At 38.1% G+C, this 25,853-nt stretch carries 27 protein-coding genes; 5 read left to right on the top strand and 22 right to left on the bottom strand.

Annotation, left to right across the window (positions count from 1 at the left end):
- Window positions 1-10 precede the first annotated feature (10 nt).
- Window positions 11-958: a cysteine synthase A gene (gene cysK / locus X781_RS03155; protein WP_025235526.1), complete on the top strand. Its 948-nt coding sequence runs from the start codon at window positions 11-13 to the stop codon at window positions 956-958.
- 176 nt (window positions 959-1,134) lie between these two features.
- Window positions 1,135-2,397 carry a transcription termination factor Rho gene (rho, locus tag X781_RS03150; RefSeq protein ID WP_025235525.1) on the top strand — a complete coding sequence of 421 codons (1,263 nt, stop codon included), beginning with the start codon at window positions 1,135-1,137 and terminating at the stop codon, window positions 2,395-2,397.
- A gap of 38 nt (window positions 2,398-2,435) precedes the next feature.
- On the opposite strand, the gene X781_RS03145 is transcribed toward rho, so the two are convergent.
- The 7 genes from X781_RS03145 to X781_RS03115 all read right to left on the bottom strand — a co-directional run bounded on the left by X781_RS03145 (window position 2,436) and on the right by X781_RS03115 (window position 8,663).
- A complete protein-coding gene (locus X781_RS03145; RefSeq protein ID WP_025235524.1) occupies window positions 2,436-3,620 on the bottom strand; it encodes an aspartate aminotransferase family protein in 1,185 nt (394 codons plus the stop codon).
- Window positions 3,621-3,623: 3 nt separating this feature from the next.
- Window positions 3,624-4,481, bottom strand: a complete 858-nt coding sequence (argB, locus tag X781_RS03140) for an acetylglutamate kinase (protein ID WP_025235523.1) — start codon at window positions 4,479-4,481, stop codon at window positions 3,624-3,626.
- 64 nt (window positions 4,482-4,545) lie between these two features.
- Complete coding sequence (gene argC, locus X781_RS03135) at window positions 4,546-5,487, bottom strand: N-acetyl-gamma-glutamyl-phosphate reductase (protein ID WP_025235522.1); 942 nt, start codon at window positions 5,485-5,487, stop codon at window positions 4,546-4,548.
- Window positions 5,488-5,656: 169 nt separating this feature from the next.
- Entirely contained in the window at window positions 5,657-6,274 is a 618-nt protein-coding gene (locus X781_RS03130; RefSeq protein WP_025235521.1) for a glutathione S-transferase family protein, read from the bottom strand.
- Window positions 6,275-6,346: 72 nt separating this feature from the next.
- The gene (locus X781_RS03125) at window positions 6,347-7,471 is read right to left on the bottom strand and encodes an NADH-dependent flavin oxidoreductase (protein WP_025235520.1); all 1,125 of its coding nucleotides are present in this window, start codon (window positions 7,469-7,471) and stop codon (window positions 6,347-6,349) included.
- A gap of 65 nt (window positions 7,472-7,536) precedes the next feature.
- Window positions 7,537-8,211 (bottom strand): nitroreductase, encoded by a 675-nt coding sequence (locus tag X781_RS03120; RefSeq protein WP_025235519.1) that lies wholly within the window; start codon window positions 8,209-8,211, stop codon window positions 7,537-7,539.
- Between the two features lie 20 nt (window positions 8,212-8,231).
- The gene (locus tag X781_RS03115) at window positions 8,232-8,663 is read right to left on the bottom strand and encodes an organic hydroperoxide resistance protein (protein WP_025235518.1); all 432 of its coding nucleotides are present in this window, start codon (window positions 8,661-8,663) and stop codon (window positions 8,232-8,234) included.
- 117 nt (window positions 8,664-8,780) lie between these two features.
- On the opposite strand from X781_RS03115, the gene X781_RS03110 reads away from it, so the two are divergent.
- Window positions 8,781-9,632 carry an AraC family transcriptional regulator gene (locus X781_RS03110; protein WP_025235517.1) on the top strand — a complete coding sequence of 284 codons (852 nt, stop codon included), beginning with the start codon at window positions 8,781-8,783 and terminating at the stop codon, window positions 9,630-9,632.
- A gap of 70 nt (window positions 9,633-9,702) precedes the next feature.
- Here the strand turns inward: X781_RS03110 and deoD are convergent, their stop codons facing one another.
- The 3 genes from deoD to X781_RS03095 form a co-directional block, all read right to left on the bottom strand.
- Window positions 9,703-10,422 carry a purine-nucleoside phosphorylase gene (deoD, locus tag X781_RS03105; RefSeq protein ID WP_025235516.1) on the bottom strand — a complete coding sequence of 240 codons (720 nt, stop codon included), beginning with the start codon at window positions 10,420-10,422 and terminating at the stop codon, window positions 9,703-9,705.
- A gap of 25 nt (window positions 10,423-10,447) precedes the next feature.
- Complete coding sequence (gene deoC / locus X781_RS03100; protein WP_025235515.1) at window positions 10,448-11,224, bottom strand: deoxyribose-phosphate aldolase; 777 nt, start codon at window positions 11,222-11,224, stop codon at window positions 10,448-10,450.
- Between the two features lie 147 nt (window positions 11,225-11,371).
- Window positions 11,372-12,634: a NupC/NupG family nucleoside CNT transporter gene (locus tag X781_RS03095; protein ID WP_025235514.1), complete on the bottom strand. Its 1,263-nt coding sequence runs from the start codon at window positions 12,632-12,634 to the stop codon at window positions 11,372-11,374.
- Window positions 12,635-12,824: 190 nt separating this feature from the next.
- Between X781_RS03095 and msrA the strand changes: the two genes are divergently transcribed.
- Window positions 12,825-13,331, top strand: a complete 507-nt coding sequence (gene msrA / locus X781_RS03090) for a peptide-methionine (S)-S-oxide reductase MsrA (RefSeq protein WP_025235513.1) — start codon at window positions 12,825-12,827, stop codon at window positions 13,329-13,331.
- A gap of 32 nt (window positions 13,332-13,363) precedes the next feature.
- Here msrA and X781_RS03085 read toward each other — a convergent pair whose 3' ends face one another.
- Complete coding sequence (locus X781_RS03085; RefSeq protein ID WP_025235512.1) at window positions 13,364-14,662, bottom strand: surface lipoprotein assembly modifier; 1,299 nt, start codon at window positions 14,660-14,662, stop codon at window positions 13,364-13,366.
- A gap of 59 nt (window positions 14,663-14,721) precedes the next feature.
- On the bottom strand, window positions 14,722-15,327 hold the full coding sequence (locus X781_RS03080) for a factor H binding protein domain-containing protein (RefSeq protein ID WP_025235511.1): 606 nt from the start codon (window positions 15,325-15,327) through the stop codon (window positions 14,722-14,724).
- A 149-nt stretch (window positions 15,328-15,476) separates the two neighbouring features.
- Between X781_RS03080 and X781_RS03075 the strand changes: the two genes are divergently transcribed.
- Complete coding sequence (locus X781_RS03075; RefSeq protein ID WP_025235510.1) at window positions 15,477-15,830, top strand: helix-turn-helix domain-containing protein; 354 nt, start codon at window positions 15,477-15,479, stop codon at window positions 15,828-15,830.
- 7 nt (window positions 15,831-15,837) lie between these two features.
- Here the strand turns inward: X781_RS03075 and X781_RS03070 are convergent, their stop codons facing one another.
- The 10 genes from X781_RS03070 to X781_RS03025 are packed head-to-tail and all read right to left on the bottom strand — an operon-like array spanning window position 15,838 to window position 25,832.
- Entirely contained in the window at window positions 15,838-16,638 is an 801-nt protein-coding gene (locus tag X781_RS03070) for a glycosyltransferase family 2 protein (protein ID WP_025235509.1), read from the bottom strand.
- Entirely contained in the window at window positions 16,638-17,522 is an 885-nt protein-coding gene (locus tag X781_RS03065; protein ID WP_025235508.1) for a glycosyltransferase family 2 protein, read from the bottom strand. The genes X781_RS03070 and X781_RS03065 overlap by 1 nt, the downstream gene beginning before the upstream one ends.
- Window positions 17,515-18,702: a hypothetical protein gene (locus X781_RS03060; protein WP_025235507.1), complete on the bottom strand. Its 1,188-nt coding sequence runs from the start codon at window positions 18,700-18,702 to the stop codon at window positions 17,515-17,517. Before X781_RS03060 ends, X781_RS03065 begins: the two co-directional genes overlap by 8 nt.
- A 10-nt stretch (window positions 18,703-18,712) precedes the next feature.
- Window positions 18,713-19,495 carry a glycosyltransferase family 25 protein gene (locus X781_RS03055; RefSeq protein ID WP_025235506.1) on the bottom strand — a complete coding sequence of 261 codons (783 nt, stop codon included), beginning with the start codon at window positions 19,493-19,495 and terminating at the stop codon, window positions 18,713-18,715.
- A gap of 1 nt (window position 19,496) precedes the next feature.
- Window positions 19,497-20,435, bottom strand: a complete 939-nt coding sequence (locus X781_RS03050) for a glycosyltransferase family 52 (protein WP_025235505.1) — start codon at window positions 20,433-20,435, stop codon at window positions 19,497-19,499.
- The gene (locus X781_RS03045; protein ID WP_025235504.1) at window positions 20,432-21,637 is read right to left on the bottom strand and encodes a flippase; all 1,206 of its coding nucleotides are present in this window, start codon (window positions 21,635-21,637) and stop codon (window positions 20,432-20,434) included. Before X781_RS03045 ends, X781_RS03050 begins: the two co-directional genes overlap by 4 nt.
- 33 nt (window positions 21,638-21,670) lie before the next feature.
- Window positions 21,671-22,831 carry a UDP-N-acetylglucosamine 2-epimerase gene (gene neuC, locus X781_RS03040; protein WP_025235503.1) on the bottom strand — a complete coding sequence of 387 codons (1,161 nt, stop codon included), beginning with the start codon at window positions 22,829-22,831 and terminating at the stop codon, window positions 21,671-21,673.
- The gene (locus X781_RS03035) at window positions 22,832-24,091 is read right to left on the bottom strand and encodes a cytidylyltransferase domain-containing protein (protein WP_025235502.1); all 1,260 of its coding nucleotides are present in this window, start codon (window positions 24,089-24,091) and stop codon (window positions 22,832-22,834) included. It abuts the gene before it with no gap.
- A gap of 59 nt (window positions 24,092-24,150) precedes the next feature.
- Window positions 24,151-25,188 carry an N-acetylneuraminate synthase gene (neuB, locus tag X781_RS03030; RefSeq protein ID WP_025235501.1) on the bottom strand — a complete coding sequence of 346 codons (1,038 nt, stop codon included), beginning with the start codon at window positions 25,186-25,188 and terminating at the stop codon, window positions 24,151-24,153.
- A complete protein-coding gene (locus X781_RS03025) occupies window positions 25,188-25,832 on the bottom strand; it encodes an acetyltransferase (protein ID WP_025235500.1) in 645 nt (214 codons plus the stop codon). The genes neuB and X781_RS03025 overlap by 1 nt, the downstream gene beginning before the upstream one ends.
- Between the last annotated feature and the right edge of the window lie 21 nt (window positions 25,833-25,853).

Here is a 25,853-nt window from a genome sequence, read left to right as displayed (position 1 = left end):
GAACACTATTATGACTATCTATGCAGACAACTCATACTCTATTGGTAACACTCCTCTTGTTCGTTTAAAGAATTTCGGTAATGGCAACATTGTGGTTAAAGTGGAAGGGCGTAACCCAAGTTTTAGCGTGAAATGCCGTATCGGGGCGAATATGGTGTGGCAAGCAGAGAAAGACGGTATTTTGACTAAAGGTAAAGAAATTGTCGATGCAACCAGTGGCAATACTGGTATCGCATTGGCTTATGTTGCCGCAGCTCGTGGCTACAAATTAACTTTAACAATGCCTGAAACAATGAGTACCGAGCGTAAACGTTTATTGCGTGGTTTAGGCGTAAACCTTGTTTTAACCGAAGGGGCAAAAGGAATGAAAGGGGCAATTGCAAAAGCGGAAGAAATTGCAGCCTCAAACCCTGATCATTACGTTACCTTAAAACAATTTGAAAACCCGGCAAACCCTGCGATCCACCAACAAACCACCGGTCCTGAAATTTGGGATGCAACCGAAGGTAAAATTGATGTATTAGTGGCAGGTGTGGGTACAGGTGGTACTATTACCGGTGTTTCTCGTGCGATTAAACAAGACAAAGGCAAACAAATTATTTCTGTGGCAGTTGAGCCGGCAGAATCGCCTGTCATTACTCAAACCTTAAACGGCGAAGAAGTGAAACCAGCTCCACATAAAATTCAAGGTATTGGCGCGGGCTTTATCCCGAAAAACCTTGATTTATCTCTAGTAGATCGTGTTGAGCAAGTTTCTAGCGAAGAGGCTCTTACCACCGCTAGCCGCTTAATGGCTGAAGAAGGGATTTTAGGTGGTATTTCATCAGGTGCTGCAGTTGCAGCAGCAGATCGCTTAGCAAAATTACCTGAATTTGCAGATAAACTTATCGTGGTGATTTTACCATCTGCCTCTGAGCGTTATTTAAGCACGCTTTTATTTGAAGGGATTGAGGCTTAATTGCTATCAATGCCGGCTTTTGCCGGCATTTTTCTTTCCACAAGCGGTCATTTTTTATAAAAAATTTGCAATTTTGCGATGGTTGCGGTATTCTTCGCCATATCTTTTACGGTTAAACCGTCTCTAGCTAAATATCAAAGAATCCAATCTTTCATTATTAATTATACATTCCAATTATGCATCTTACTCAATTAAAAAATACCCCCGTTTCTGATCTTGTTGAAATGGGTGAAAACCAAATGGGCTTGGAAAATCTTGCTCGTTTACGTAAACAAGATATCGTTTTTGCCATTCTCAAACAACACGCAAAAAGTGGTGAAGATATTTTCGGTCAAGGCGTGTTAGAAATTTTGCCGGACGGCTTTGGTTTCTTGCGTTCTGCGGATAGTTCGTACTTAGCCGGACCTGATGATATTTACGTTTCGCCAAGCCAAATCCGTCGTTTTAACTTACAAACCGGGGATAAAATCGAAGGTAAAATTCGTCCACCAAAAGAAGGGGAACGCTACTTCGCACTGTTAAAAGTGGATGCTGTAAATGATGATAAACCGGAAGTTTCTCGTAGCAAAATTTTATTTGAAAACTTAACACCGTTACACGCAAATTCTCGCTTGAAAATGGAGCGTGGCAACGGTTCAAAAGAAGATTTAACCGCTCGTATCTTAGATTTGGCGGCTCCTATCGGTAAAGGTCAGCGTGCGTTAATCGTAGCTCCACCAAAAGCAGGTAAAACCGTTCTTCTGCAAAATATCGCACAAAGCATTACCTCTAACCACCCTGAATGTGAGTTGATCGTTCTCTTAATTGATGAGCGCCCGGAAGAGGTAACCGAAATGCAGCGTACCGTGCGTGGCGAAGTGATTGCCTCTACCTTTGACGAACCGGCAACCCGCCACGTTCAAGTGGCTGAAATGGTAATTGAAAAAGCCAAACGCTCGGTTGAACATAAAAAAGATGTGGTGATTTTATTAGACTCTATTACCCGTCTTGCCCGCGCTTACAACACTGTAACCCCTGTGTCAGGTAAAATTCTTTCTGGTGGTGTGGATGCCAACGCATTACATCGTCCAAAACGTTTCTTCGGTGCCGCGCGTAATGTAGAAGAAGGTGGCAGCTTAACGATTATCGCGACCGCCCTTGTAGATACAGGCTCAAAAATGGACGAGGTTATCTTTGAGGAATTTAAAGGTACAGGTAATATGGAATTACACTTATCTCGTCGTATTGCTGAACGCCGTATCTTCCCTGCCATTGACTTCAACCGTTCAGGCACTCGTAAAGATGACTTGTTAATGGAAGCCGATGAGCTACAAAAAACCTGGATGTTGCGTAAAGTGCTGAATCCTATGGATGAAGTGGATGCGATCGAATGGTTAATTGATAAATTAATGATGGCAAAAACCAACGAAGGCTTTTTTGAGATTATGAAACGCTCATAATGCCATAAAAAAATCCCGCTTAATGCGGGATTTTTTTACTAATAACTTTCTAAAACCTCTCTCAGCACATTCATACCTTGATCAATCTGTGCATCAGAAATCATTAATGGCGGAAGTAAACGTAACTTGGTTTTTGCGGTGAGGAACAATACGCCTTTTTCAATGCATTTTGCTACCACATCAGAGGCTAGAACGCCTTCTTCAAATTCAACACCGAGCATTAAACCTAAGCCTGAAACGGATTTCACTTTCGGCAAAGTGACCAAAGTTTCACGGATTGTCAGTCCTTTGCGTTGTACTTCTGCGAGGAAATCATTGTTGATTTTATCCATCACCACATTAGCACCGGCACAGGCGACAGGGTTTCCGCCGAATGTAGAACCGTGGTCGCTTTTACCCAACGTATTTTCAACTCTTTCGCCTAATAAAAAAGCTCCTATCGGCAAGCCGCCACCTAAGCCTTTGGCAAGTGTAACCACATCCGGTTTTAAGCCAAATTGTTCGTAAGAGAATAGCGTACCGGTACGCCCAATGCCGGTTTGCACCTCATCAATAATAAAGATGAGATCTTTTTCTTGGCAAAGCGTTTGTACTGCTTGCAAGTAATCATTGTCTAGCGAACAAACACCGCCCTCGCCTTGCACCACTTCTACCAAAACACCACAGACATCATTGGTTTGTAAACGTGCTTTTAAGGCATCAATATCATTTGCCGGCACATATTCAAAGCCCTCAGTAAATGGGTGGAAATGTTGATGGAAAACATCCTGCCCTGTTGCCGCAAGAGTGGAAATTGTCCGACCGTGGAAAGAATTCACTAAGGTTAAAACCGTTGAACGCCCAGCTCCATATTTATCGTGGCTATATTTACGAGCTGTTTTTACTGCTCCTTCATTCGCTTCCGCACCTGAATTGCAAAAAAATGCTCTTTTTAGACCGCTTGCAGTTACTAATTTTTTCGCTAATTGGCTTGAGGGCTCAGTAAAAAATAAATTTGAGGTATGCTGTAATTTTCCTGCTTGAGCCACCACGGCATTGAGCCAATCATCATCCGCCCAACCTAAACTGTTTACGCCGATGCCGCTCGTGAAATCCAAATATTGATTGCCCTCAAAATCCCACACATTACAACCTTTACCGTGTGAAAGAGCGAGATCAAATCTGCCGTAGGTTTGGGCAATATAATCTTTATCTAATTGTTTGATGTTGTTGCTTGTTGTCATCTTTTATCCTTTTTTATAAAAACGTGTACCGTTTTTGCCGCCAAAGAGTTCCACTAAAATGGCGTGTTCGACTCTCCCATCAATAATATTCGCTTCAATGCCGCCAGCATTGATGAAATCGGTACAGCAAGCAATTTTCGGGATCATACCACCCGCAATAATCCCCTGCTCGATTAAGCCTTGTACCTCGCTTACTTCTACCTCAGGAATCAAGGTATTTTCATCAAAGCGATCTCGTAGTAAACCGGCAATATCGGTCATTGAAACTAATTTTGCTGCTTTTAAGGCAATCGCAATTTCGCTAGCAGCGGTATCGGCATTGATATTATACGCCTGCCCGTTTTCATCCACACCCACCGTGGAAAGCACAGGGATGAAACCGGCGTTAAGGGCGATTTCAATCACTTGCGGGTTCACTTTCACAATATCGCCCACAAAGCCGTAATCCACTTCATCTTCTAACTTTTTACATTGCAACATTGCTCCATCAATGCCACATAAGCCGATACCTTTGCCTTTAAGCAAAGCGACCAAACTTTTATTGACTTTGCCGGCTAACATTTGCAACACTACATTGATAGTGTCGCTGTCTGTTACACGCAAGCCATTGATAAACTGCGGTTCTTTGCCTAGTAATTTCACCCCTTGAGAAATTTCCGGCCCACCACCGTGTACTAATACAACTTTTACGCCTAAACGATTCAGCAGCAAAATATCCGCCATTACCGATTTTTTCAATTCTTCGTTAATCATCGCATTACCGCCGTATTTCACCACGATGATTTTATCCTGCCATTTTGCAAGACAAGCGGTCGATTTTTCTAATAAATTTGCGAATTGGTTGATTTCTTGAATGTTCATATTTTTCTCACTATATAGTTCCCCTCTTTAGAAAAGAGGGGTTAGGGGAGATTTGATTACGATACTAAATTTCTAACCCCGAAACTTCATCCCTACCCAACATAATATTCATACACTGCACCGCCGCCCCCGAAGCCCCTTTGCCTAAATTATCAAAACGGGCGGCGAGGAGAATTTGGCTTTCGTTGCCATAGACAAAAATCTCAAGGTTGTCTTTGCCAGAAAAAGCATTGGCAGAGAGCATACCGTCTTCGGGTAAATCTTGGAAAGGGTGAACACTAATCAATGGGTTGCCTTTGTAGTAATCGCTTAACAGATTTGCAATTTCCTCACCGGATTTGACCGCTTGTAACGCTAAAATTGGCAATGGTACAGTAACCAGAATTCCGCTGTAGTAATCCGCTACCACAGGGGTGAAAATCGGCGGGTTTTGCATTAACGTTAAGGCTTGCATTTCAGGTAAGTGTTTATGCTTCAAAGTAAGACCATAAACCCGAGGGGCATCAAACGCCTGTGGTCGCTCGGGGTTTTGGTAATCAGCGATCATTGATTTGCCTCCGCCTGAATAGCCGGTTAGTGAATGGCAACTGAGCAGATAATCTGCCGGCAGCACGCCTTTTTCAATCAATGGGCGAACTAAGGCAATATATCCGGTGGCGTGGCAACCCGGCACAGCAACACGGTTGGCGTGTTCAATTTTTTCACGTTGTCCGCTTAATTCGGCAAAGCCATACACCCATTCAGGATTAACTCGGTGGGCGGTGGAAGTATCGCAAATACGGGCATTTTTCGGAGCATTTACCACTAATTCTTTTGAGGCTTCATCCGGCAGGCAGAGGAAAGTTAAATCTGCTTCTGCTACTTTAGCTAAACGTGCATTTAAATCTTTGCGTTGTTCTTCAGGCAAGGTTAATAACTCAATATCCTCTGCTTGATTTAAACGTTCGTGAATGCGTAGCCCTGTTGTGCCAACAACCCCGTCCACAAAAATTTTATATTTGCTCATTCAACATCCTTTTCTTTTTATCTTGATAAAATTGACCTTAGTCTAAGCCGATTCTGGCGAAAACTCAAGCTTACTTTTGAATAAATATTCACTTGAATTGACTTAATATTCAATATTGCGATAAAAAAATCCCTAACAAAGATTGTTAGGGATAATAAGACTAACTTAATTAAAATTTATCCAGTTCTAGCTTTAGAGCTTTTACATTCGCCTTTTGGTAAGCAGGATGATGTTCTACTTGCTCGAGATAACGAACGATATTTGGGTAATTTGCCATATCTACATACTTTTTACCCCATTGCAATGGAAAACAAAGCGAAAAATCCGCTCCTGTAAGCTCTTCACCTACAATCCATTTTTTACCGACCAAAGCTTGTTCTATATGATTAAAATAAAGTGGCGTTTGTGTTTTGGCATAATCACCGAAAGCACCAAGCTCAGAACGACTAGCAATCATACCAATAAGGTTGGCGGAGAAAAGAGAGGCTGAAATCGAAAGCCAATAATGATACATTGAGTAAGCATTCGTCTGACGCTTTGGCTCTAACCGACCGTTTCCATAACGGTCAATCAAATATTGAATAATCGCATTCCCTTCAGACAGCACTAAATCGCCATCTTGCAATACAGGAGCCTTACCGAGTGGATGCTGTGCTTTCAATTCAGCCGGAGCAAAACCACTCTCTTCGCGATGATAAATTTTCAGTTCATAATCCAACCCTAATTCTTCCAATAACCACACAATCCGGTGCGAGCAAGAGTTGTTGAGATAATGTAAAATTATCATAGTTTGTTCCTTTTTAAATAAAAAGTACGGTCAATTCTTGCAAAGTTTTGCGAAAAATCGACCGCTTGTCAATTAGATATTCAAAGGGGTATGCTCTCGTCCTTTTACAGGAGGTAGCCAGTTTCCACCATCGCAGTTATATTGCCAGAGCAGATCCGGATAGCCGTAGTGGTCAGCACGTTCAGGGTCAAATTCGCTTTCAATTTCGCCATAGCGTTTTTCTTGGAGCAAAGTGGCGATATTTGGGTTTAGCATCATCGCTTTGCCCAATGCCAAAAACTCGCAAAAACCGGTGGAAAATGCCTGTTCAATTGCTTCGCCCGTCAGCAAGTTACCTACGCCGATCAGCGGTAATTTTCCGCCAATGCGAGCGTGAATTTGCTCAATACGGGTTTTGCTTTCGTCTGCTCCACGGCGGGCTTTATTGTAGAAATCCCACAGCGAAACGTGCAGATATTGCAACGGTTTTTCGACCAACGCATCCAGCAAATCAAAGGTATCTGCCATCGTTAAACCGTTCTCGCCCGGCTCTTCCGGCGAAAAACGATAGCCGATAATAAAATCCGGCTTGGCGTGTTTTTCACGCACCGCAGTAACCGCATCCACAATCGCCAATGGAAAACGCAGACGGTTTTCAACGCTTCCGCCCCATTCATCAGTGCGTTGGTTAAACTCTCGTGAGAAAAACTGCTGAATTAAATAGCCGTTCGCCCCGTGAATTTCCACGCCGTCAAAGCCTGCACGGATTGCCAAATCGGTTGCATTGGCAAAGGCTTGAATTAAATCGTGAATTTCTTGTACAGTCGCTGAACGCGTGCCGGTTTCGGTGTGATCGCTTGCCGAGATTTTGTCGCTGCCGTTTAAATCTTTAATGGCGTGAATACCGCCGTGATGAATTTGTAACACCGCTTTCGCCCCCTGATTTTTCAGGATTTGAGCGGTTTCGGCAAGGCTGGCTAAATGGCTTTCGTCAATCGCCGCCGGTTGCCCGAAAAACGCTTTACCACCGTCTGCAACCAGAGTCGCCGCTGTGATAAAAATACCCATATTTTCGGCACGGTTGCTGATAAATCGGCGTTCTTGTTCGCCCAACGTGCCGTCCGGGGTAGAACCTAAATGGGTCATCGGGGCAACCACAAGGCGGTTTTTGATTTCTACATTGTTATTAAACGTATAAGGGGTAAATAAATTTGTCATCGTTTTCTCCTAAAAAAGTACGGTTGATTTTTGCAAATTTTTGCGAAAAATCAACCGCTTGTTCATTACCAGTGCAATTTCGCACTTTCTTCCACAGGCACACGCCCCAGATGGTGTTTGTTTTGCATTGCGTCCCAATCAGGATAGCCAAATGAAATCGCGTGCAACAATTTGTAATCGCTTGAAATGCCTAGCTCTTCACGCACATCATCGGCAAACATCGCCAACGCTAATTGTGGAATACCACCAAAGCCACGAGCCGTTAAAGAAAGCAGGAAAGTTTGCGAATACATACCAACATCGCTAGCAATATTCACATCGTGTCCGTCAATCGCCGGCATAAACAAAAATGCCATATGTGGTGCACCGTAGCCGATGATGTTGTCATCATAAACCACTTGGCGACCGGCTTTATCTTCACGGGCAATGCCGTAGCTGGTGGTGAAAACGTGGGAATACTGATTACGCCAACGTGGTTCGTAGTCGCCTTTGTATTTACTTTGGTCAAATTCAAAATCAGCTTGGTTAATACCTTGAGCGAAAGTTACTTGGAAACGTTTTTTCAAGCGTTCTAAGGTTTCGCCGGAAGCAACGTGAACCAACCAAGGTTGGGTATTACACGCAGACGGGGCATTTTGTGCATCGGCAAGAATCTGTTTAATCTCTTGCTCCGTCATCGGGGTCGGTAAAAATTTACGGATTGATTGGCGTGTTTTAACTGTTGTTTCAAAATCTAACATAGCTGTTCCTCTTATCATTTTTATAAATCAAATGACTGAACAACATTAACGTGTAAACGCACATCAACATTGCCACGCGTTGCATTTGAATATGGGCAAACCTCGTGAGCTTTTTCAATCAAGGTTTTCGCCTCATCCAAACTTAATCCTTCAACAGTAATAGTAATATCTAAATCTAATGCAAACGCACCATTTGTTTTTTGACCAATACCGACTCCTACTGTTGTACTGGATTTACTTGGTTTAATGCCTAAAGCTGGGGCAACGTGGTTCATTGCACTGTCAAAGCAGGCAGCATAACCCATTGCGAAAAGTTGCTCTGGGTTAGTGCCAACTTTTCCACTTTCGTTTTGAAAACCGACTAAATCAAAACCGATTGAGCCGTCATCGACTTGAGTACGTCCATCACGACCGCCTGTTGCAGTGGCTGATGTATGGTAAAAAATTTTCATTGTATTATTTCCTTAAAAGTGATTGAAATGTAATGGCTGAATTATGCCTTATTTTTGACTTTTAAGAATGCTTGATTTTCTATAAAATTTGCCTAATTTTCTAAATATTGAAACATTATGCAAAATCGTGAAACTCTTCTACATTCCATTTTCCAACTTTCGCCTAAAAATGAAATTTGGCGAACGCCTATTCCAGGTTTAACCATTTATGCTGCCGATCGCTCAAGCGTTACAAAGGGTTATATTCAAGATCCGAGCTTATGTGTAGTAATGTTAGGCGAACGACAAATTTGCACCAATGGGCAATGCCAAGTCTTCGGGCACAATGAAATGATGTTTTGTCCCGTTAATTTGCCTGTTACAACACTTAACATTAATGTGCCTGAAAATAGCGATTATCTTTCCCTTTCCTTACGGATTGATTTTGATTTGGTTGCTCGCACAATGGCACAATTACCCGATGTTAAAATCAGCGGTGTTTCAGTCAATCAAACAAAATGGCAGTTAATTGAAGAGATTGATGACTGTCTGTTAAGGCTGCTTAATCTGCTTTATTTTCCAAAAAGGATAGATTTTATTGCACCATTAATTTTACAAGAACTCTATTTTTATTTACTGCAATCTCCGCAAGGCAATGCCTTACGTTCTTTAGTGGCTCAAGAGGGAAAAATCCATAAAATTGCGAAAGCAGCTCAGTATTTAGAACAACATTATGTAGAAAACTTGAATATGGGCGAGTTAGCTAAAGAGGTTGGAATGAGTGTGGCTGGGTTTTACGCTCATTTTAAAAATATAACCTCAATGACCCCGTTACAATATCAAAAATCACTACGACTTAATATGGCAAGGGAAAAATTACAAGCAGGAGTGAGTGTAAGCGAAGTGGCTTATGAAAGTGGCTATGAAAGCCCGAGCCAATTTAGCAGGGAATATAAAAGGCAGTTTGGTAGTAGCCCTAAAGGAAAATAACAAGCGGTCAAATTCTGCAAATTTTTTGCAAAATTTAACCGCTTGCCATAGTTAATTTAAAAACTGAGACTTATTGTTTGTCGCCAATTAGTACAGACTCTAACGCAATTTCAATCATTTCATTGAAAGTTAATTGACGCTCTTCCGAGCTGGTTTGCTCGCCTGTACGAATATGGTCTGAAACGGTACAAATCGCTAATGCTTTCGCACCATATTCTGCTGCTACCGCATAAATACCCGCAGCTTCCATTTCCACGCCTAAAATACCGTATTTTTCCATCACATCAAACATTTCAACATCCGGGCTATAGAATAAGTCTGCTGAGAATAAATTCCCTACTCGAACATTCACGCCTTTTTGTTGTGCCGCTTGATATGCTGCTAATGTCATTTCAAAGTCTGAAATGGCAGCAAAATCATTATCACGGAAGCGAATACGATTTACTTTAGAATCGGTACAAGCACCTGAACCAATGATAACATCACGAATGCGAACATCGCTACGCACTGCACCACAAGAGCCGACACGAATAATTTTTTTCACACCATATTCGGTAATTAACTCTTTAGCATAAATCGAGCAAGATGGAATACCCATACCGTGTCCCATCACAGAAATGCGACGACCTTTATAAGTACCGGTGTAACCTAACATATTGCGTACATTAGTTACTTCCTTAACATCTTCCAAAAAGGTTTCAGCAATATATTTTGCACGAAGCGGATCACCCGGCATTAATACAACGTCTGCAAAAGCACCTTCAGGTGCGTTAATGTGTGGAGTTGCCATTTTATTTTCCTCTTATGATGAATAATTAATAACCTTGAACAGCTTGTTGCTGCTCGCCTTTTAATGTTGCTAACAGATTACCTAATAGACTTGATGCACCAAAACGGAAATGTGAGCAATTAACCCAATCATCACCTAAAATGGAACGAGCTAAAGCTAGATATTCCGCTGCTTCTTCGCTGGTTTTTACCCCACCGGCGGCTTTAAAGCCTACGGTTTCCGCCACGCCTAAATCACGAATAGTTTCAAGCATAATGCGAGCCGATTCAAGCGTTGCATTTACTGCCACTTTACCTGTGGAAGTTTTGATGAAATCTGCCCCTGCACGAATTGAAATTTCACTTGCTTTACGAATGAGTTCTTCTGATTTTAACTCGCCCGTTTCAATAATCACTTTAAGTAAAACATTCTTCTCTTGGCATACCTCTTTAGCCTGTTTAACTAATTCAAAACCAATTTGTTCATTACCTGCAATTAACGCTTTATAAGGGAATACTACATCAACCTCATCTGCTCCATAAGCCACCGCAGCTTTGGTTTCTGCAACCGCAATGTCAATATCATCATTGCCGTGTGGGAAGTTAGTAACAGTCGCAATTTTTACTTGCTCAATACCTTGTGCTTTCAAGGTTTTGCGTGCAATCGGTACAAAGCGAGGATAAACACATACTGCTGCTGGTGTACCAAAATCGGTTTTAGCCTGCTCACACAGTGCGATAACTTTTTCGTCTGTATCATTGTCATTTAATGTAGTGAGATCCATCAAAGAAAGTGCAATCTCAGCTGAATTTTTTAGACTCATACGATTCTCCTTTTTAATTAAATGAATGATTCAGTAAATTTTTATAAAAATCTGACCGCTTGTAAATAGACAAATTTCAAGCAACCGTTTACGTTAGATAAAAAAATATAAAACCACTATTTCTAGTGGTTTTATTCATTATTCAGATTATAAAACTGCACCGCCTAAGCCGATAAATAAGCCTGCAATAGTCGCACTCATTAAGTTCGCCAGTGAACCTGCAATTACGGCTTTAATACCAAGTCGAGCAATATCGCCACGGCGATTTGGAGCCATTGCACCGATACCACCGATTAAAATAGCAATAGAACTGAAGTTAGCGAAACCACAAAGTGCAAAAGTAATAATTGCGATGGTTTTATCGCTTAACTGAATGGCTGATTCAGGTGCTAAATATTTTGCAAACTCTAAGTAGCCTACAAATTCATTAACCGCTAATTTTAGACCAATCATCTGCCCTGCAATTTCAGCTTCTTCCCAAGGAACGCCAATTACCCAAGCAAGTGGTTTGAATATCCAGCCAAAAATTTGACCTAAGTTTAATGAGTCATAGCCGAACCAGCCACCAATACCACCTAAAATACCATTCACTAAGGCAATTAACGCTACGAAAGCAATCAACATCGCCCCTACATTTAAGGCTAGTTGCATACCTGATGACGCACCTGAAGCAGCCGCATCAAGAATATTAGCTGGTTTTTCTAAATCAACTGCCTCTAACTCATCACGGAAGGTTTCTGTTTGTGGCACCATAATTTTCGCAAATAATAAACCTGCCGGTGCTGCCATAAATGATGCTGCAATTAAGTAGGTTAAAGGCACACCCATTCCTGCATAACCTGCCATTACTGAGCCAGCAATAGAAGCTAAACCACCCGACATAATCGCAAAGAGTTCAGATTCAGTCATTTTGCTGATAAAGGGTTTTACCACAAGTGGAGCTTCGGTTTGACCAACGAAGATATTCGCCGCTGCAGACATAGATTCAGCTTTAGATGTACCTAACGCTTTTTGTAATAAGCCACCTAAAATGCGGATTACCCATTGCATTACCCCGATGTAATAAAGCAATGAAATTAATGCCGAGAAGAAAATAATCACAGGAAGCACACGGAAAGCAAAGACAAAACCGCCACCGCCAAACACTTCAAACATTTTGTCGCTGACTAAGCCACCAAATAGGAATGAAATACCTTCATTACCATAAGAAATAACTTTAGAAACACCGCTTGCCATTGCATTTAATGCATCACGCCCTGCCGGTACATAAAGCACCAATGCCGCAATTGCAATTTGCAACGCTAACGCACCTAATACTGTACGCACATTTATTGAGCGTTTATTACTCGAAAATAAAAACGCAATGAATAATAAAACAATAATGCCTAAAAGACTGTTAAGAGTACCCATAGAACCTCTAATTATAAATTGATTAAAAAAGGTGGCGATACTATACCTATTTTTGCGTAAAAAATCTTGTAAAAAATGCAATTATCTATAATTGAAATCGGTAAAATATATATTATTGTGTTTTACAAGCGGTATAATTTTAGTTAATTTTTACTGATGCTTTAAATTGAAGGATTATAGGAGAGAAAATATGCAAAACATTCGTGAAATCTATTTAGCGGGCGGCTGCTTCTGGGGCGTAGAGTCTTTTATGCAACGAATTAAAGGCGTGGTAAAAGCTCAATCAGGTTATGCTAACGGTAATACAGACAACCCTACTTACCAAGATGTGTGTGCAGGCAGCGGACACGCTGAGGTAGTAAAAGTAACTTATGATGCTGACCAAATCAGCTTAGCAAAATTATTGGATTACTTCTTTAAAGTGATTGACCCGGTGAGCATTAACCAACAAGGTGGCGACATCGGTATCCAATACCGTACAGGCATTTATCATACCGATCCGCAAGATCTGCCTGTGATTAACCAAGCCTTAAGCGAGCTACAAACTCAATTCGATAAACCGCTAGCGGTAGAAAATCAAATGTTGGAACAATATTTCCCTGCCGAAGAATATCATCAAGAATACTTGGTTAAAAACCCAACGGGTTATTGTCATATTGATATTCAGTTGATGAATGAGATTTTGAAGAATCAGTAACATCACTAAACATTAGGGGTTTCACCCCTAATTTAAAAGCTCTTTTCAAATAATACTGTAATTTGCTTATCTGTATAAGAATAGAGGCTTGCTAAATTACTTTGTTGCTTTTTCCATACAATATTCAGTTTAGGCGTAATGCCCCATAAATACCAATCTCGTTTCCAAAATTTAGCATTCACACTATAGATTTTATCTTGTCTGATTTTATTGAGAGGAATAATCCCTACGAGTATCGCCTCATCGTGAAATTTTCGGTGGGTAAATGAAAAACTCAACTGACTAGAAATTCCCCATTGATATTCTTGTAACCAGCCTAAGCGAATATTTTTGCTTGTTGAGCCATACTGTTTTTCTCGCGTATTTTCTTTTGATATTGTCCCCCCAACATAAAATAATTGTTTAGGATTAGGCAACCAAAGCAAAGTATTGGAGAAAGCTTTTATATTACCGGCTTGCAAATTTTCATCAAAAAACGACCGCTTTTCAAATGATAAAACCGTCTGATTTTTCCATTGATTAGAGATAGCAAAATCATAACTAAATTGAAGCCCATTAGACCAATGAAAAGACCTATTACCAAACCAACGTTTATCATAAAAAGGCTGAATGCGTAGTGTTTTATCTGATTTTTTATAGGCATAACCTAGCAGAAGGCGATTAGATACATCATCAAAACGGTGATTATCCCAGTAAATTTTGCCAGTTGCTTCATTTCGAAAGCTCAAATAGTGAGAATTAAATAAATTAAAATCTTTCGCTACATCTACATTAAAAGCAAAGCCATTAGCTTTCTGTGGTAACATCGTTTCGTTTTTAATAAAACCCGTATTTTCAATCTGTGGCTGGTGAGATACATTCGCTACATTATCCGTTTTAAGATAAGAAAAATTCAGGTCAAATTGCCATTCATTACGTTGATTTATCGCCTCTAAATAAGCCTCAATTTTTTGGTAAGCTACTCCGGGCAAATCAGGAACACTCTTTACTTTATCAAATTGCAACTTAGCTTCGTTATCTTGCTTATCTGCAAATAAGGCAACCGCAAGCTCCATACGCATTGAATTTAATTCCGGCTTTTGACTAATGATATTCCTATAAATAGAAATTGCTGTTTGGTAATCTTGTTGAATAAAGGCAGACTTCGCTTTTGCATAAGCGATTACAGTAGGATCTGCATTTTCTTGTTGTTTATAATCTTTCAGTAGAATTTGGATCTTTTTAAATTCTTGTTGGTAAATCGCTTGTTTTAGCTGTTCTTCAAGTTTGGAATGATTTGCTAATACCATTTGAATACTGAAAAAGGCAAGCAATGAAATACAAAATCGCATAATTGAGTGAGAATAATAAAAGAAAGAAGTCAGGTATCTCTACCTGACTATAAATAGAATTAATAGCGAATACCGCCGAAAGAAGTATCATAAGAAGGAGCTTTAGGAAATTTCACTAAGCCCGCTGCTTCTTTCGCACCTTGACCAAATAACGCCCCTTCATAAGTGCCCTTCTCTAAAAGCGTACTTGCCTCGCCATTGAATTTTGAACCATTTAATGATGTTTCGTGCAAGGTAATATCTTGAACTCTACCATCATTTAACAGTGAGTATTCAATTTTTCCATCTACAGTTTTACGGTCAAAATCCACATTCAACGTAGTTTTACCACCTTTAGATACCTCGCCAGTTGCACCACTTAACCAATAAGAATCACCGAAATAAGTTGCTGATCCAGACGGAAGTTGAGTAGCTTCTGTACCTTGATAACGTAATTCTCTTACCGTTTTCGCATCATTGATCCAAACCCCATAGAATGAGTCATTTTGGTTTTTACCATAGAATTCACCTCCAACGGTTTTACCTGCTACATCATCTTTTGGACTATTGGTTAAATCAACCTTAGTACCATCTGGGGTTTCAGCTTTTCCGCTACCACCGCCACCACCACAAGCGGTTAATAAAACAGATAAAGTTGCAACTGAACAAAAAAGTAGTTTTTTCATAGTAACCTCTAATTTAAATAAGTAAAAAACACATTAAATACTCAATAGATAAGTATTTAAGCAAATTATTACTTATTTATTACTCTGTTTTCAAGTGAAAAAATCACGAAAATATCAATAAATGAGTAATTTTAAGTAAAGAGTGAAAAATGGCACAGTTGCTTGCGGTAGAAGTAGATAAGTTAATTGGGAAACGAGTTCAAGAAAAGCGTAAAGAATTAGGTTATTCCGCTGAAAAATTAGCCGAATATATCGGCTTATCTCAACAGCAACTTTCACGCTATGAGCGGGGTGCAAGTAAAATAAATGTAGCACATTTAATTGATATTGCAATTTTCCTTAAAACACCGATTAGTTGGTTTTTCCAAGACTGTATGCCGAAAGATGCTCTTTTAGATGAGGTAAAACTCAGCGAGTTAGATAAGAAATGGGAACAGCTTCCTTTAATGCAAAAGGAAGCTGTGATGATTTTTTTAGATAATATAGCCAGCTATTATAAATAGAACAAATTCACTTTCTCAACAATCTATAAACAGCTTTAAGCATAGAAAGCGGCAATAAACGTGGAATTGCTCGCATTAAGAAAATACCAAACCCTGAAATTGGGTCGTGGATTTGGCAACAGTTTTTCAATTTATATAAACGCCATTCTGCTTCCGCTTGAGCTTTGCCACGGCGTCTACCAACCATTCCGTTGCCTACTCTCGCATACACTAACAAATCAGGTAAATTCGCCACTTGTTTGAATTGAGCGATGAGTTTGATCCACAAATAGTAATCTTCTTGTAGATCTTGATATCCACCCACTTCTAATACTTTCGATTTTTGATATGCCACCGTCATATGGTTAAACGGACAACGCTTACGGGTAAATTTAATAATTTCTTCTGTTGTGGTCGGCACATTACGATAAGCCACAATATCGTTAATATCTTGTCCAAATTCGGCAATTTGCCCGCCAAAAATGACGACTTCAGGATTTTTCTCAATAAATGCCACTTGCTTTGCAAAACGATCAGGCAAGCAAATATCATCGGTATCCATTCTGAAAACCCACTCATTTGCACAATAGTTCAAACCATCATTCAAAGTTTTACCCAAACCACGATTTTGAGGGAATTTCACCGCTTTTATCGGTAAAATTGCACTATATTCTTCCACAATCGCTTCTAATTCAGGCGTAACAGCCCCATCAAAACAGATAACGATTTCATCTGCTTGATGAGTTTGAGCTTTCAGGCTGTCAAAACATTCTCTTAAATATTGTGGCTTTTCTTTAATGTATAACGACATTAAAACGGAAAATTTCATTAAATAAACCTTTTTAAATTAATCGCCAATTTTGGCGAAATAAGAATTACAAGGGAAATAATCAGCGATTTAATATTTTTCGTCTGTTTAAACATTTCAAAATAATAACCTGCCGCCTTGCGAGATAAATTCATAATATGCGGATAACTTAAAATATAAAGTGAATTTAATTTAAAATTTTCCGCCTGTTCAGGGGTTTGAATATAGGTTTGTTTTATATACTCAATCGCTTTTTCGGTATTTGTGGTATCCGTTGAAACGCTCGAACGCTTGGTGTGAAAGGTGCAATAAGTTAATGCCTTATCCACATAAAGTGGCTCAAAAGTCGGCTCTTCCAATAATTTCAACAAGAAATCGTAATCTTCCAGTGATCGCAAGCGGTCAGATAATCCGCCAATTTTGCAAAAGAGTTCTTTTTTCAAGCCAATCATCGGCATACCACCAATTTTATTTGCTTTCAGAATATTCTCTTTCGTCAGTTCACTTTTATGCTTAAAGGGTGAAGTTACATAAGTAAAGCCTTCGTTTACCATTTCACATTTTGCAGGGTGGTAAATAAAATTCGCAGCTGGATTTTGACTAATTTCTTGCGTCAATCGTTCGCATTTTTCAGACATAAAGCGATCGTCATCGTCTAAAAACAGCAACCACTCTCGGCTTGCGTGATTTGCCCCCACATTACGGCTTTGTGCTGCTCCCACATTTGGGTTATTACGAATAACCTTTACCTCAAAAGGATACTCTTCATTGACGCTAACAGGGCTTTTGGAGCAATCATCAACAATCACGACTTCAAAATTATAAAGCGTTTGTTGCTTTAAACTTTCTAGCAATGCCTTAATTTCTTCATTACGATTATAAGAAGGCACAATAATACTAAACATTTTTTGCCTCTTTGTTGTTGCAAAATAATATTAAATTTCGACCGCTTGTGCCGAATAAGGATAAAAACATTAATAAGACAAACATAATCCCCGGATAAGCGAAGGTATCGGCTTTAATATTTAAAATAGCAAGCATACCAATAGTCGATAAAGTAAAAATCCAGCTTCCTCCAAACCAATTTATTGCTACTTTCCGCACAAAATAAGCAGTAAATGCAAAACAAACTAACATATAGCTCAAACCACCGTATAACACTTGACGAATATAGCCTGAGTCTGAACCACCATAATAGCCGCCTGTTTCGGTATAATATAAACCATCACCGGAAATAAATTGGCTAAGGGTTGGAATAAATAAGTGGTTTTTCACTAAATTATCGGTGGAAGAACTCACCTTACCTGTGCCGGATAATAAATTAATTACAGGCTCTAGTGCGTGTTCTACATAACGGTTTTCAGGAAAAACAATAGCTAAAAATAGAATTAATATCGTAAAGGCTATTAATGGCAATAAGTATTTCCATTTAAAATAAAGAGCAATACTAATTATCGATATTAATAAAAATGTTCTCCCTGAAATTAGCCCAACACATAAAATTAAAAATAAAAACCACTCATTTATTGAATCCGTTTTTTTATTATAAGCTAATAAAAAATGCAGTAACATTAAGTAGAAAATACTTAATTGGAAAAAAGCGGAGGAGGTAATATTATAAAGCCTATATTCCTGTTCAGAACCCAAAAAACGCGGCATCATTGCGTTACTGGACAATAGAAAATCCACCATAAAAGGTACACCTAATAATGCTGCTACACCACAAATCCATTGAATACCAATGCCGATTTTGAGATCACGAACAAATAAAGATTTACCATTTTCCGTTCGATAAAAAATATTATAAACTGCAATACCGAAAATAAATAAAATCAACATTTTGACATACATTGCCAATACGCCAATTTCTTTTGTACCGTTAATGATAAGCGGAATAACACTAAAGCCAATCAATGCAAAAATTGCAATCAAACTGTCTTTCGGAATAATAATTCCGTTGGATTTCCCTTTAATGACTTGGGAAACTAAATAACCACAAGCCAATAATCCTACCAAAAATGCCATTCGCAAAAAGTGGAAGAACCAAGGATCGTAAATATAAAATAAATTAAACAGAGCTGACATTACAAACCTATTACAAATTTGAAGAAAGATTACGTTTGATCGCTAATATTTTTTTAAGTGGATATTTAACCAGCTTTTTGAATAAATTATTATTAAGTGAACCACGTAAATCTTCTAAATTACTGATTAATACAGGGTTTTCAATCGCCATTAATGGGCGAACAATTAACACATCTAATTTGAATTCATTACCAAATAAAATAAAATCATCAGCAAGCCAGTAAGGGCGAGTTGTTGAGCATTGTGCTAAAAACTTGCAAGCGGTCGATTTTTTAATTAAATATGCAACTGTACCGGCAAAATAATTACGATAAGAATAAGCATATTTATATTGGCTATCGCCAATCTGTTTTTGTAAAAAACCAAAAGTAGTTGGATAATTAATTTCTAATTCCACATCATCAAAAGTTGGGATTTTGGATTGTCCGACTAGAATAATATCTGCTGTCAAATTTTGTACTAATAAAGCCTCAATATGTTTTTGGAAATCTTGAGTAAATAACACATCATCTTCACAGACAAGGCAGTAATCATTATTTTCAATAGTAGTATCTTCTGCTATTTTTTGATAAACCGCCAAATGGCTTAACGTACAGCCAACTTCGCCTTTTGTGGTTTTTCGCCCATAATGTTGCTCGAATTTAGCTAAATCAAAATGCGTATTCAAAGCATCCCAATCTCTACTCATTGTATTAATGGCATTAAAAATTTCAAAATCAAGCGTATTGGGTTGAGAAAAGAAAAGCTCGCGTCTTTTCACATCTTTTTCTAATGAAATTAAATATTTTTTCATTTTATTCTCGAATATCAATTATTTTAATGCCTAATTTTTCAAAAAGCTCATAAGTTTCAATATAGGCTGGATTATCTACCTCTACCCTTAAAGCAACAACTTCAATATTTGGACTTTTATTCAAAATATTAATTACGGCACTGCTAAAGTAGGTATAAACTCGGCATTTTTTATGGCTAAACTCTTGAAAGATATAATCTTCTAAAATCAAATTGGTATCAATATATTCCACATTACTGAGTTTATATTTTTCTCTTGGGTGTGGTAAGTAGAGATCAACATCAAATGCTTTAATTACCTTCTCTGCTAACGCAATATTTTTCTCATCTTCTCGTTCAAAAATTGGCTGACCGAGTAGAATATTAAAAACCTTAGAAGTTTCTAATTCTGATCCAGATAATTCATTCTTATTAATAAGATCTACATAAACCGTATTTTTAATAATATTTGGGAAACCTTGATAAATTGTATAATGCGTTTTAGATAAATTTTTCAGTTTTTCCAAACTATATTTATTGCCTAAAAACATATTAATTAATTTACGGTTTAGCCCTATATTTTCTTCTTTATAGAAAATACTACTTGGAACAACATTTGCTGCACCATCATCAAAGGTATTCAGTTCATTAAATTTAATTGCACTGAGTAGAAACTGAATTTCTAATTCATTAATATTTGCGAGAAATACTTTATTAAATTGTTTACCACCAAAGGTTGATTTTAAATAGAGAATTTCTTTAAGTAATTGAATTCGTTCACTATGTTGCTGCATTGCAAAAAATTGCTGGCATTTTTTCCCTAAACGAGCTTGGTAGAAATCAAATTTCGCATTTTTGACAGTAGAGAGCATTACCCCAAAAAATTCATCATTTGGGTGCATTTCAATAATTTTCTCTGCAATCAGCACTTGCAAAGGAGTGCAACAAATAATTAAATTCATACGGTTTTTCCTACTCTTGCCGTCATTACATAAAGAATTGGAATAATTACAATTGCTCCAATAATAGCGGCAAAAGGAATATATTCTATTTGAGTAAAAGTTAAAGCGAATAATGCCACCAAATAGAAAATGGTAGATAAAATAGAACAAAGCGAAATCAGTTTATTTTTGCCATAAAAAAACAAATAATTCACTAAAATTAAATAAGGCACAACGAGCATTGTCGCAATTAAAAATAGGATTATATAATATTTTGTGCCTACAAATTGGTTACCTAAAATCCAAACCACTACTTCTTCAGGAATAAACCACATCACGAGTGCCGGAATTGGTACTGTAAATAAGGCATAAAACGCCCATTTGTGGATATGGCTCACATTAATTTTTTTCTGTTTTAGTGCTTCATAAAAATAAGGAAGTGTCGCTTTATTTAAGGCTTGAATAACAATGGCTAAAATAAATGCAATTTGTGCCCCCATTGCATACAAGCCTAAATCAGCTTCACTAAATTTATGGAAAATAAAAATACGGTCTAACTGCCCTTTTAAGAAAATACTGGAATGGTGCAAAATCAACGGTAAACCAAAGCCCATCAAATAAAAGAATGCGGTTTTATAATGAGCAATACTAAATTTTTTCATTTTGCTTTTTTTCGCATAAAGCAGATAAGCGATGAAAAAGACTAACGCATTACTAATTAAAATTGCCAAAATCCGTTTTTCAACTAAATCCGTTTCAAAATATTCCATCATTGCAACGGTAATAACTGCCGAAAAGATAGCTGACATTAGCTGAATAACCGTGTAAGAAACCGCCTGTTTTTGGCATTGCCTAACACTTAATTGCACATTCAAAAAGGATTGGAACATTGCCCCAATCGCCACATAAGCAATGATTTCTGATTTGAAATACCAACAACCCAATAGAATAAGCGAGCTTGCCAAAAGAGTATATAAATAGCCTGTCGTCAGCACTAAATTGAGCGAACGTTTACCGTAAAAATAAAAATAACGAGCTACCGCACCATCTTGGCTAAGCCCGATAAAAATGACAAACAAGGCAGAGAAAGTTTGGTAATAGGAAAGCTCACCGTAGCCTTCTACCCCCAATTTTCGAGAGAAGTAAGGTAAGAGCAAGAAAGGAATTGACTTAGAAGCCAATTCCCCGATTAAGTAAATAACGCTGTCTTTAATTGCTTTCATAATTGCAAAATTTTGTCCATTTTCGACCGCTTGTTAAAAGCTCACATCATAAAATCCTTTCGGCTGACTGTTTTTGCTATCGGCTAAGAATTTTTTGATTGCATTGTAAGCCTTTTCCATCGCGTTGTCTTGAAAATATGGATTTTTCATTTCAGGCAGTCTGTCTTGAAACTCAGTAGAAATCAATTTATTAATGCCTTCAATAATGGATTTTTCATTGCTTTCTACATCAATGACCGTTTCTCCACGCACTCTTCCTTGCTGGCGATTGCCGATATTAATCGTTCCAACCCCACAGCTTGGTGCTTCAATTAAGCCTGATGAACTGTTACCAATTAAACCTTGAGAATATTTAATCAATGCCAAATATTCTTCCGGCTTTACGGAAGTGAAAAACTTAAACTGATTTTCATCAGTATAGGTTTTAAAACGAGCATAAATTTGCTCGGAATTAGTATCCGAATTTGAGCCGATAAACACAAATTGGTATTTATCTTTAAATTGCTCAAAAGCATTTAACAACGCATCAATTTGATCTAATACCGACACATCTGTTAATGTTTCAGGGTGGAAAACCACTAAGAAATACGGTGTATTTGGAACACCTAATTGCTCTACCAATTCCGCTTTGGTTGGTAATACTAAATCTAAACTATTTTCTGCCCCAAGCGAGCCTGTATTGACCACATTTTCAGGCAATTCTCCCATTTGGATAACACGCTGTCTATATTCTTCCGTTGAAGTTAAATGTAGTTTAGACATTTTAGTAATGCAATGGCGAATAAATTCATCATAATTACCTAAGGTTTGCTCACCACCGTGTAAATGAATGAGCGGAAGATTGTGCATTGCAGCCGCCGTTGCTACTGCTAACATTTCATAACGATCACCCAATACAATAACTGCATCATATTTATGTTGCTGGAAATGCTGACCAAATCGGTCTAAACATTCCGCCATAGAATGAATAATGGTTTGGTTATTTTCACTATTTAAGGGAAGTGGTATACGAGCGGTAATGTCAAAGCCATCTTGCTCAATCACAGTTACTGTGTTGCCATATTGCGGATCAAGATGCATAGCGGTTACAACAAGTGAGAAATTAATCTCCGGATCTTGTTCTAATTTCTTTAATAAACGCTTAACAATGCCATATTCAGCACGCGATCCTGTAATATATGCGATATTTTTCATTTACTTTAATTCTTCTTCCAAAATAGCGGTTAATTTTTCGTAACCTTTTGCATTTAAATGTAAGCCGTCATTACTATAATTTAAATCTAATTTACCATATTTATCACTAAAGGCTTTATCCAACGCAATCCATTTTACTGATAAATTATCTTTCAAATATTGATTTAACAAGCGAATATCATTGTTATTGCGATCCACTCGGAATGCAGTTGGCGTAATTTCTAGGAATGAAATATGAATATCTTCACAAATCGCTTTCAATTGAGCAATTAAATGGTTGATGTCCGCAAGAATTTTTTCATCGCTCCAGCCACTACGTACAAGGTCGTTTGTACCAAACATCAATACAACTTCTTTTGGTAAGGCTGAAATTAAGCCTTTGTCTAGAATCAGCTCACTATATTCTTTGGTAGAAATGCCTGCGATGCCTAAGTTATTCACTGCTTTGCCATTTAAAGTTTTAATATCCCAATATTCGATAATCGAATGCCCGATCAACGCAATATCTTTTACTTCTTTAAAGTTCTCTTTTTTCATTAAAATCGAACGTTTGATGGTTTCAAGCAGTATTTTTTCTTTGTTTCGTTGTTGTAAAATAAAGTAAAAGTATTCAAAATCTTGGCGGTCATCAATATCAATAGAAACGTCTTTGTCCATAAAATAGGCAAGACATTTCTCCCCATAAAAGTGCTTCTGTTCTAGGTAAGCGGTCGGTTTTGCTGAAAAAATTGCACCATTAGGTGAATACTCAGGGCGATAGAGCTGACGGGCATAGTTAGAATAATCTAGCTGGAAATGTTTTAAACTTTCATCTTCTTCAATCACACGAGTAAGTGTGGTTGGCTTATGAGCGTCAGATACCGACACGATGAAATCAAACTTATCAAAGTTACACTCAAACTTCTCGCAACACTCTTGAATATGCTGTGCGGTTCTTAACGGAGATGTTGGCTGAAGTAACACAAAATAGTCAAAATCAATGTGTTTATATTGATTTAGCACATCTTCAATTACTACAAAGGAACTGGCTTTATCACTGGCTAAATGCTCAGCACGTTTGATAAATTCAATCGGATAATGGGAGAGCAAATCAATATATTCTTGTGAATCGGTGCTGACAATAATTTTGTCAAACTGCTTAGACTCAATCGCTGCCTCAATAGAATACGCCATTAGAGGTTTACCGTCTGCCAAGAGTACATTTTTATTTGGTAAGCCTTTTGAACCCGCACGAGCTGTAATAATTGCAATTTTTTTCATAAATCTGACCGCTTGTTATCTAAAAAATGATGGAACTTTCGCCCCATCACTATATGACATTACATCTGATTTGCAAAACGAGAATCTTGAATAAGTTGATCTTCTTCAAAATCTTGTTGGGCTTCTTTTCCTAACACATCATACCAGAACATTGGGCTAATGCCATTGCCCGGTCGTTTGGTTGTAATATTTTCAGTAGTAAAAATTTCACCTTTCTTAATTGGGCGAGCTGCAATAATGGATTTTCTTGCCACAATTTTATTTTTGGCTTCAGAGTTTGTAACTAGCTTTTCAGAAGAGCCGAGTGATTTCTCTACTGCACGAATGCCCTCACAAAGTAATTTTAATTCATTCGGAGTAACGGAGGCTTTATGGTCCGGACCTTCAAAATTTTTATCTAACGTGAAGTGTTTTTCAATAAAAGTAATGCCATAAGGCACTGCCGCCAAGCCTGCGAAATAACCAGCTGAGTGGTCGGAAAAGCCTAAGCTATATTCGCCAAATTCTTGTTTAAGCTGGTGGAAAGCATTTAAATTTACATCTTCATAAGGTGTCGGATATTCAGTATTACAATGTAAAATCGTAATATCTTTTTTCGCCATACCATTATCTTCTAACACTTTTAATGAGGCTTTGGTTTCTTCAATCGTCGCCATTCCCGTTGAAATCACAATGGTTTTGCCTTCAATCGGAAGTCGTGCAATTTTTTCTAAATAAGGTAAATTGGTTAGTTCACCTGATGGAATTTTCCATACTTTTTGTTGCTGACTTGCTAAGAAATCAATCGATTCAAAATCAAACGGAGTTGAGAACACCTCTAAACCAAGTGAACGAGCGTACGCCTCTAATTTTTCAAATTCATCATAAGGCAACTCTAATTTGCGGGTCATATCCAGCTGAGAATCTGCCGTACCTGTGGTTACTTTTTGATATTCAGCTTTAGGAGCATATTTAGAAATCAGCTTATCTGCTTTGAAGGTTTGGAATTTAACCGCATCAACACCGCATTCTTTTGCTACATCCACCATTTTTTTCGCTAAAGCAGGGTCGCCATTATGGTTACAACCAATTTCTGCCACAATAAATACATTTGCCATTATTTTATATCCTTAATATATCTTGCCGGAACGCCTGCTACAACAGTACGAGGCTCTACATTTCTAATTACCACAGCACCGGAACCAACCAGTGCACTTTCACCAATTCTTAATTGACCATTGATAACAGACGAACTTCCCACAAACGCATAATCTTCGACAATCACATCGCCATTTAGTGTCGTGTTTGTAGAAATATTACAGTGATTGCCGATAAAACAACCGTGTTCAATCAATGATTTCGTGTTAATAATCACATTATCGCCTACTGTAACACCACTATTTACAATCGCCATTTTGCCAACAAATACACCAATGCCGAGTGTGGAATGTTTAGACACTAGAGCAGTTTTATCAACTACATTAATAATTTTGCACCCTAGTTGCTGCAATTTAAAAAATTTCTCTAAACGATGTGTGTTATCGCCAATACTAATGAAATAACTATAATTTTCACACTCTGCAAAATCTTGTACTGCTGAGGCTAGAACTGGATAACCTAAATGACTACTTCCTTCAGGTTTAAAATTATCAATAAAGCCACAGAATTCATATTTCTCAAAATCGAGTGAATCCAATACAGATTTTGCATAACCACCTGCACCGATTAGAATCAATTTTTCTTTCGTAGATCGTTGTTGCATATTACTTCCCCTCTGCCTTAT

The sequence above is a fragment of the Mannheimia sp. USDA-ARS-USMARC-1261 genome, from assembly GCF_000521605.1.
GTDB classification, from domain to species: domain Bacteria; phylum Pseudomonadota; class Gammaproteobacteria; order Enterobacterales; family Pasteurellaceae; genus Mannheimia; species Mannheimia indoligenes.
Note: the sequence above shows the minus strand (reverse complement) of the source record. Positions and strands in the feature narration are given on the sequence as shown.

Bases quoted from the DNA above. Each gene is read 5' to 3' on its own strand.
- X781_RS03045 (WP_025235504.1), bottom strand. From the start codon at position 21,637: ATGAAAGCAATTAAAGACAGCGTTATTTACTTAATCGGGGAATTGGCT.
- argC (WP_025235522.1), bottom strand. From the start codon at position 5,487: ATGAGCAAATATAAAATTTTTGTGGACGGGGTTGTTGGCACAACAGGG.
- X781_RS03070 (WP_025235509.1), bottom strand. From the start codon at position 16,638: ATGAAATTTTCCGTTTTAATGTCGTTATACATTAAAGAAAAGCCACAA.
- X781_RS03055 (WP_025235506.1), bottom strand. From the start codon at position 19,495: ATGAAAAAATATTTAATTTCATTAGAAAAAGATGTGAAAAGACGCGAG.
- X781_RS03120 (WP_025235519.1), bottom strand. From the start codon at position 8,211: ATGTTAGATTTTGAAACAACAGTTAAAACACGCCAATCAATCCGTAAA.
- neuC (WP_025235503.1), bottom strand. From the start codon at position 22,831: ATGAAAAATATCGCATATATTACAGGATCGCGTGCTGAATATGGCATT.
- X781_RS03060 (WP_025235507.1), bottom strand. From the start codon at position 18,702: ATGTCAGCTCTGTTTAATTTATTTTATATTTACGATCCTTGGTTCTTC.
- X781_RS03130 (WP_025235521.1), bottom strand. From the start codon at position 6,274: ATGATAATTTTACATTATCTCAACAACTCTTGCTCGCACCGGATTGTG.
- X781_RS03050 (WP_025235505.1), bottom strand. From the start codon at position 20,435: ATGAATTTAATTATTTGTTGCACTCCTTTGCAAGTGCTGATTGCAGAG.
- X781_RS03080 (WP_025235511.1), bottom strand. From the start codon at position 15,327: ATGAAAAAACTACTTTTTTGTTCAGTTGCAACTTTATCTGTTTTATTA.
- X781_RS03025 (WP_025235500.1), bottom strand. From the start codon at position 25,832: ATGCAACAACGATCTACGAAAGAAAAATTGATTCTAATCGGTGCAGGT.
- argB (WP_025235523.1), bottom strand. From the start codon at position 4,481: ATGAACATTCAAGAAATCAACCAATTCGCAAATTTATTAGAAAAATCG.
- X781_RS03125 (WP_025235520.1), bottom strand. From the start codon at position 7,471: ATGACAAATTTATTTACCCCTTATACGTTTAATAACAATGTAGAAATC.
- X781_RS03065 (WP_025235508.1), bottom strand. From the start codon at position 17,522: ATGTTTAGTATTATTGTGCCTTCTTATAATCGTAATGAAGAAATTAAG.
- X781_RS03085 (WP_025235512.1), bottom strand. From the start codon at position 14,662: ATGCGATTTTGTATTTCATTGCTTGCCTTTTTCAGTATTCAAATGGTA.
- X781_RS03145 (WP_025235524.1), bottom strand. From the start codon at position 3,620: ATGACAACAAGCAACAACATCAAACAATTAGATAAAGATTATATTGCC.
- cysK (WP_025235526.1), top strand. From the start codon at position 11: ATGACTATCTATGCAGACAACTCATACTCTATTGGTAACACTCCTCTT.
- neuB (WP_025235501.1), bottom strand. From the start codon at position 25,188: ATGGCAAATGTATTTATTGTGGCAGAAATTGGTTGTAACCATAATGGC.
- X781_RS03115 (WP_025235518.1), bottom strand. From the start codon at position 8,663: ATGAAAATTTTTTACCATACATCAGCCACTGCAACAGGCGGTCGTGAT.
- X781_RS03095 (WP_025235514.1), bottom strand. From the start codon at position 12,634: ATGGGTACTCTTAACAGTCTTTTAGGCATTATTGTTTTATTATTCATT.
- X781_RS03035 (WP_025235502.1), bottom strand. From the start codon at position 24,091: ATGAAAAAAATTGCAATTATTACAGCTCGTGCGGGTTCAAAAGGCTTA.
- deoC (WP_025235515.1), bottom strand. From the start codon at position 11,224: ATGAGTCTAAAAAATTCAGCTGAGATTGCACTTTCTTTGATGGATCTC.
- rho (WP_025235525.1), top strand. From the start codon at position 1,135: ATGCATCTTACTCAATTAAAAAATACCCCCGTTTCTGATCTTGTTGAA.
- X781_RS03075 (WP_025235510.1), top strand. From the start codon at position 15,477: ATGGCACAGTTGCTTGCGGTAGAAGTAGATAAGTTAATTGGGAAACGA.
- msrA (WP_025235513.1), top strand. From the start codon at position 12,825: ATGCAAAACATTCGTGAAATCTATTTAGCGGGCGGCTGCTTCTGGGGC.
- deoD (WP_025235516.1), bottom strand. From the start codon at position 10,422: ATGGCAACTCCACACATTAACGCACCTGAAGGTGCTTTTGCAGACGTT.
- X781_RS03110 (WP_025235517.1), top strand. From the start codon at position 8,781: ATGCAAAATCGTGAAACTCTTCTACATTCCATTTTCCAACTTTCGCCT.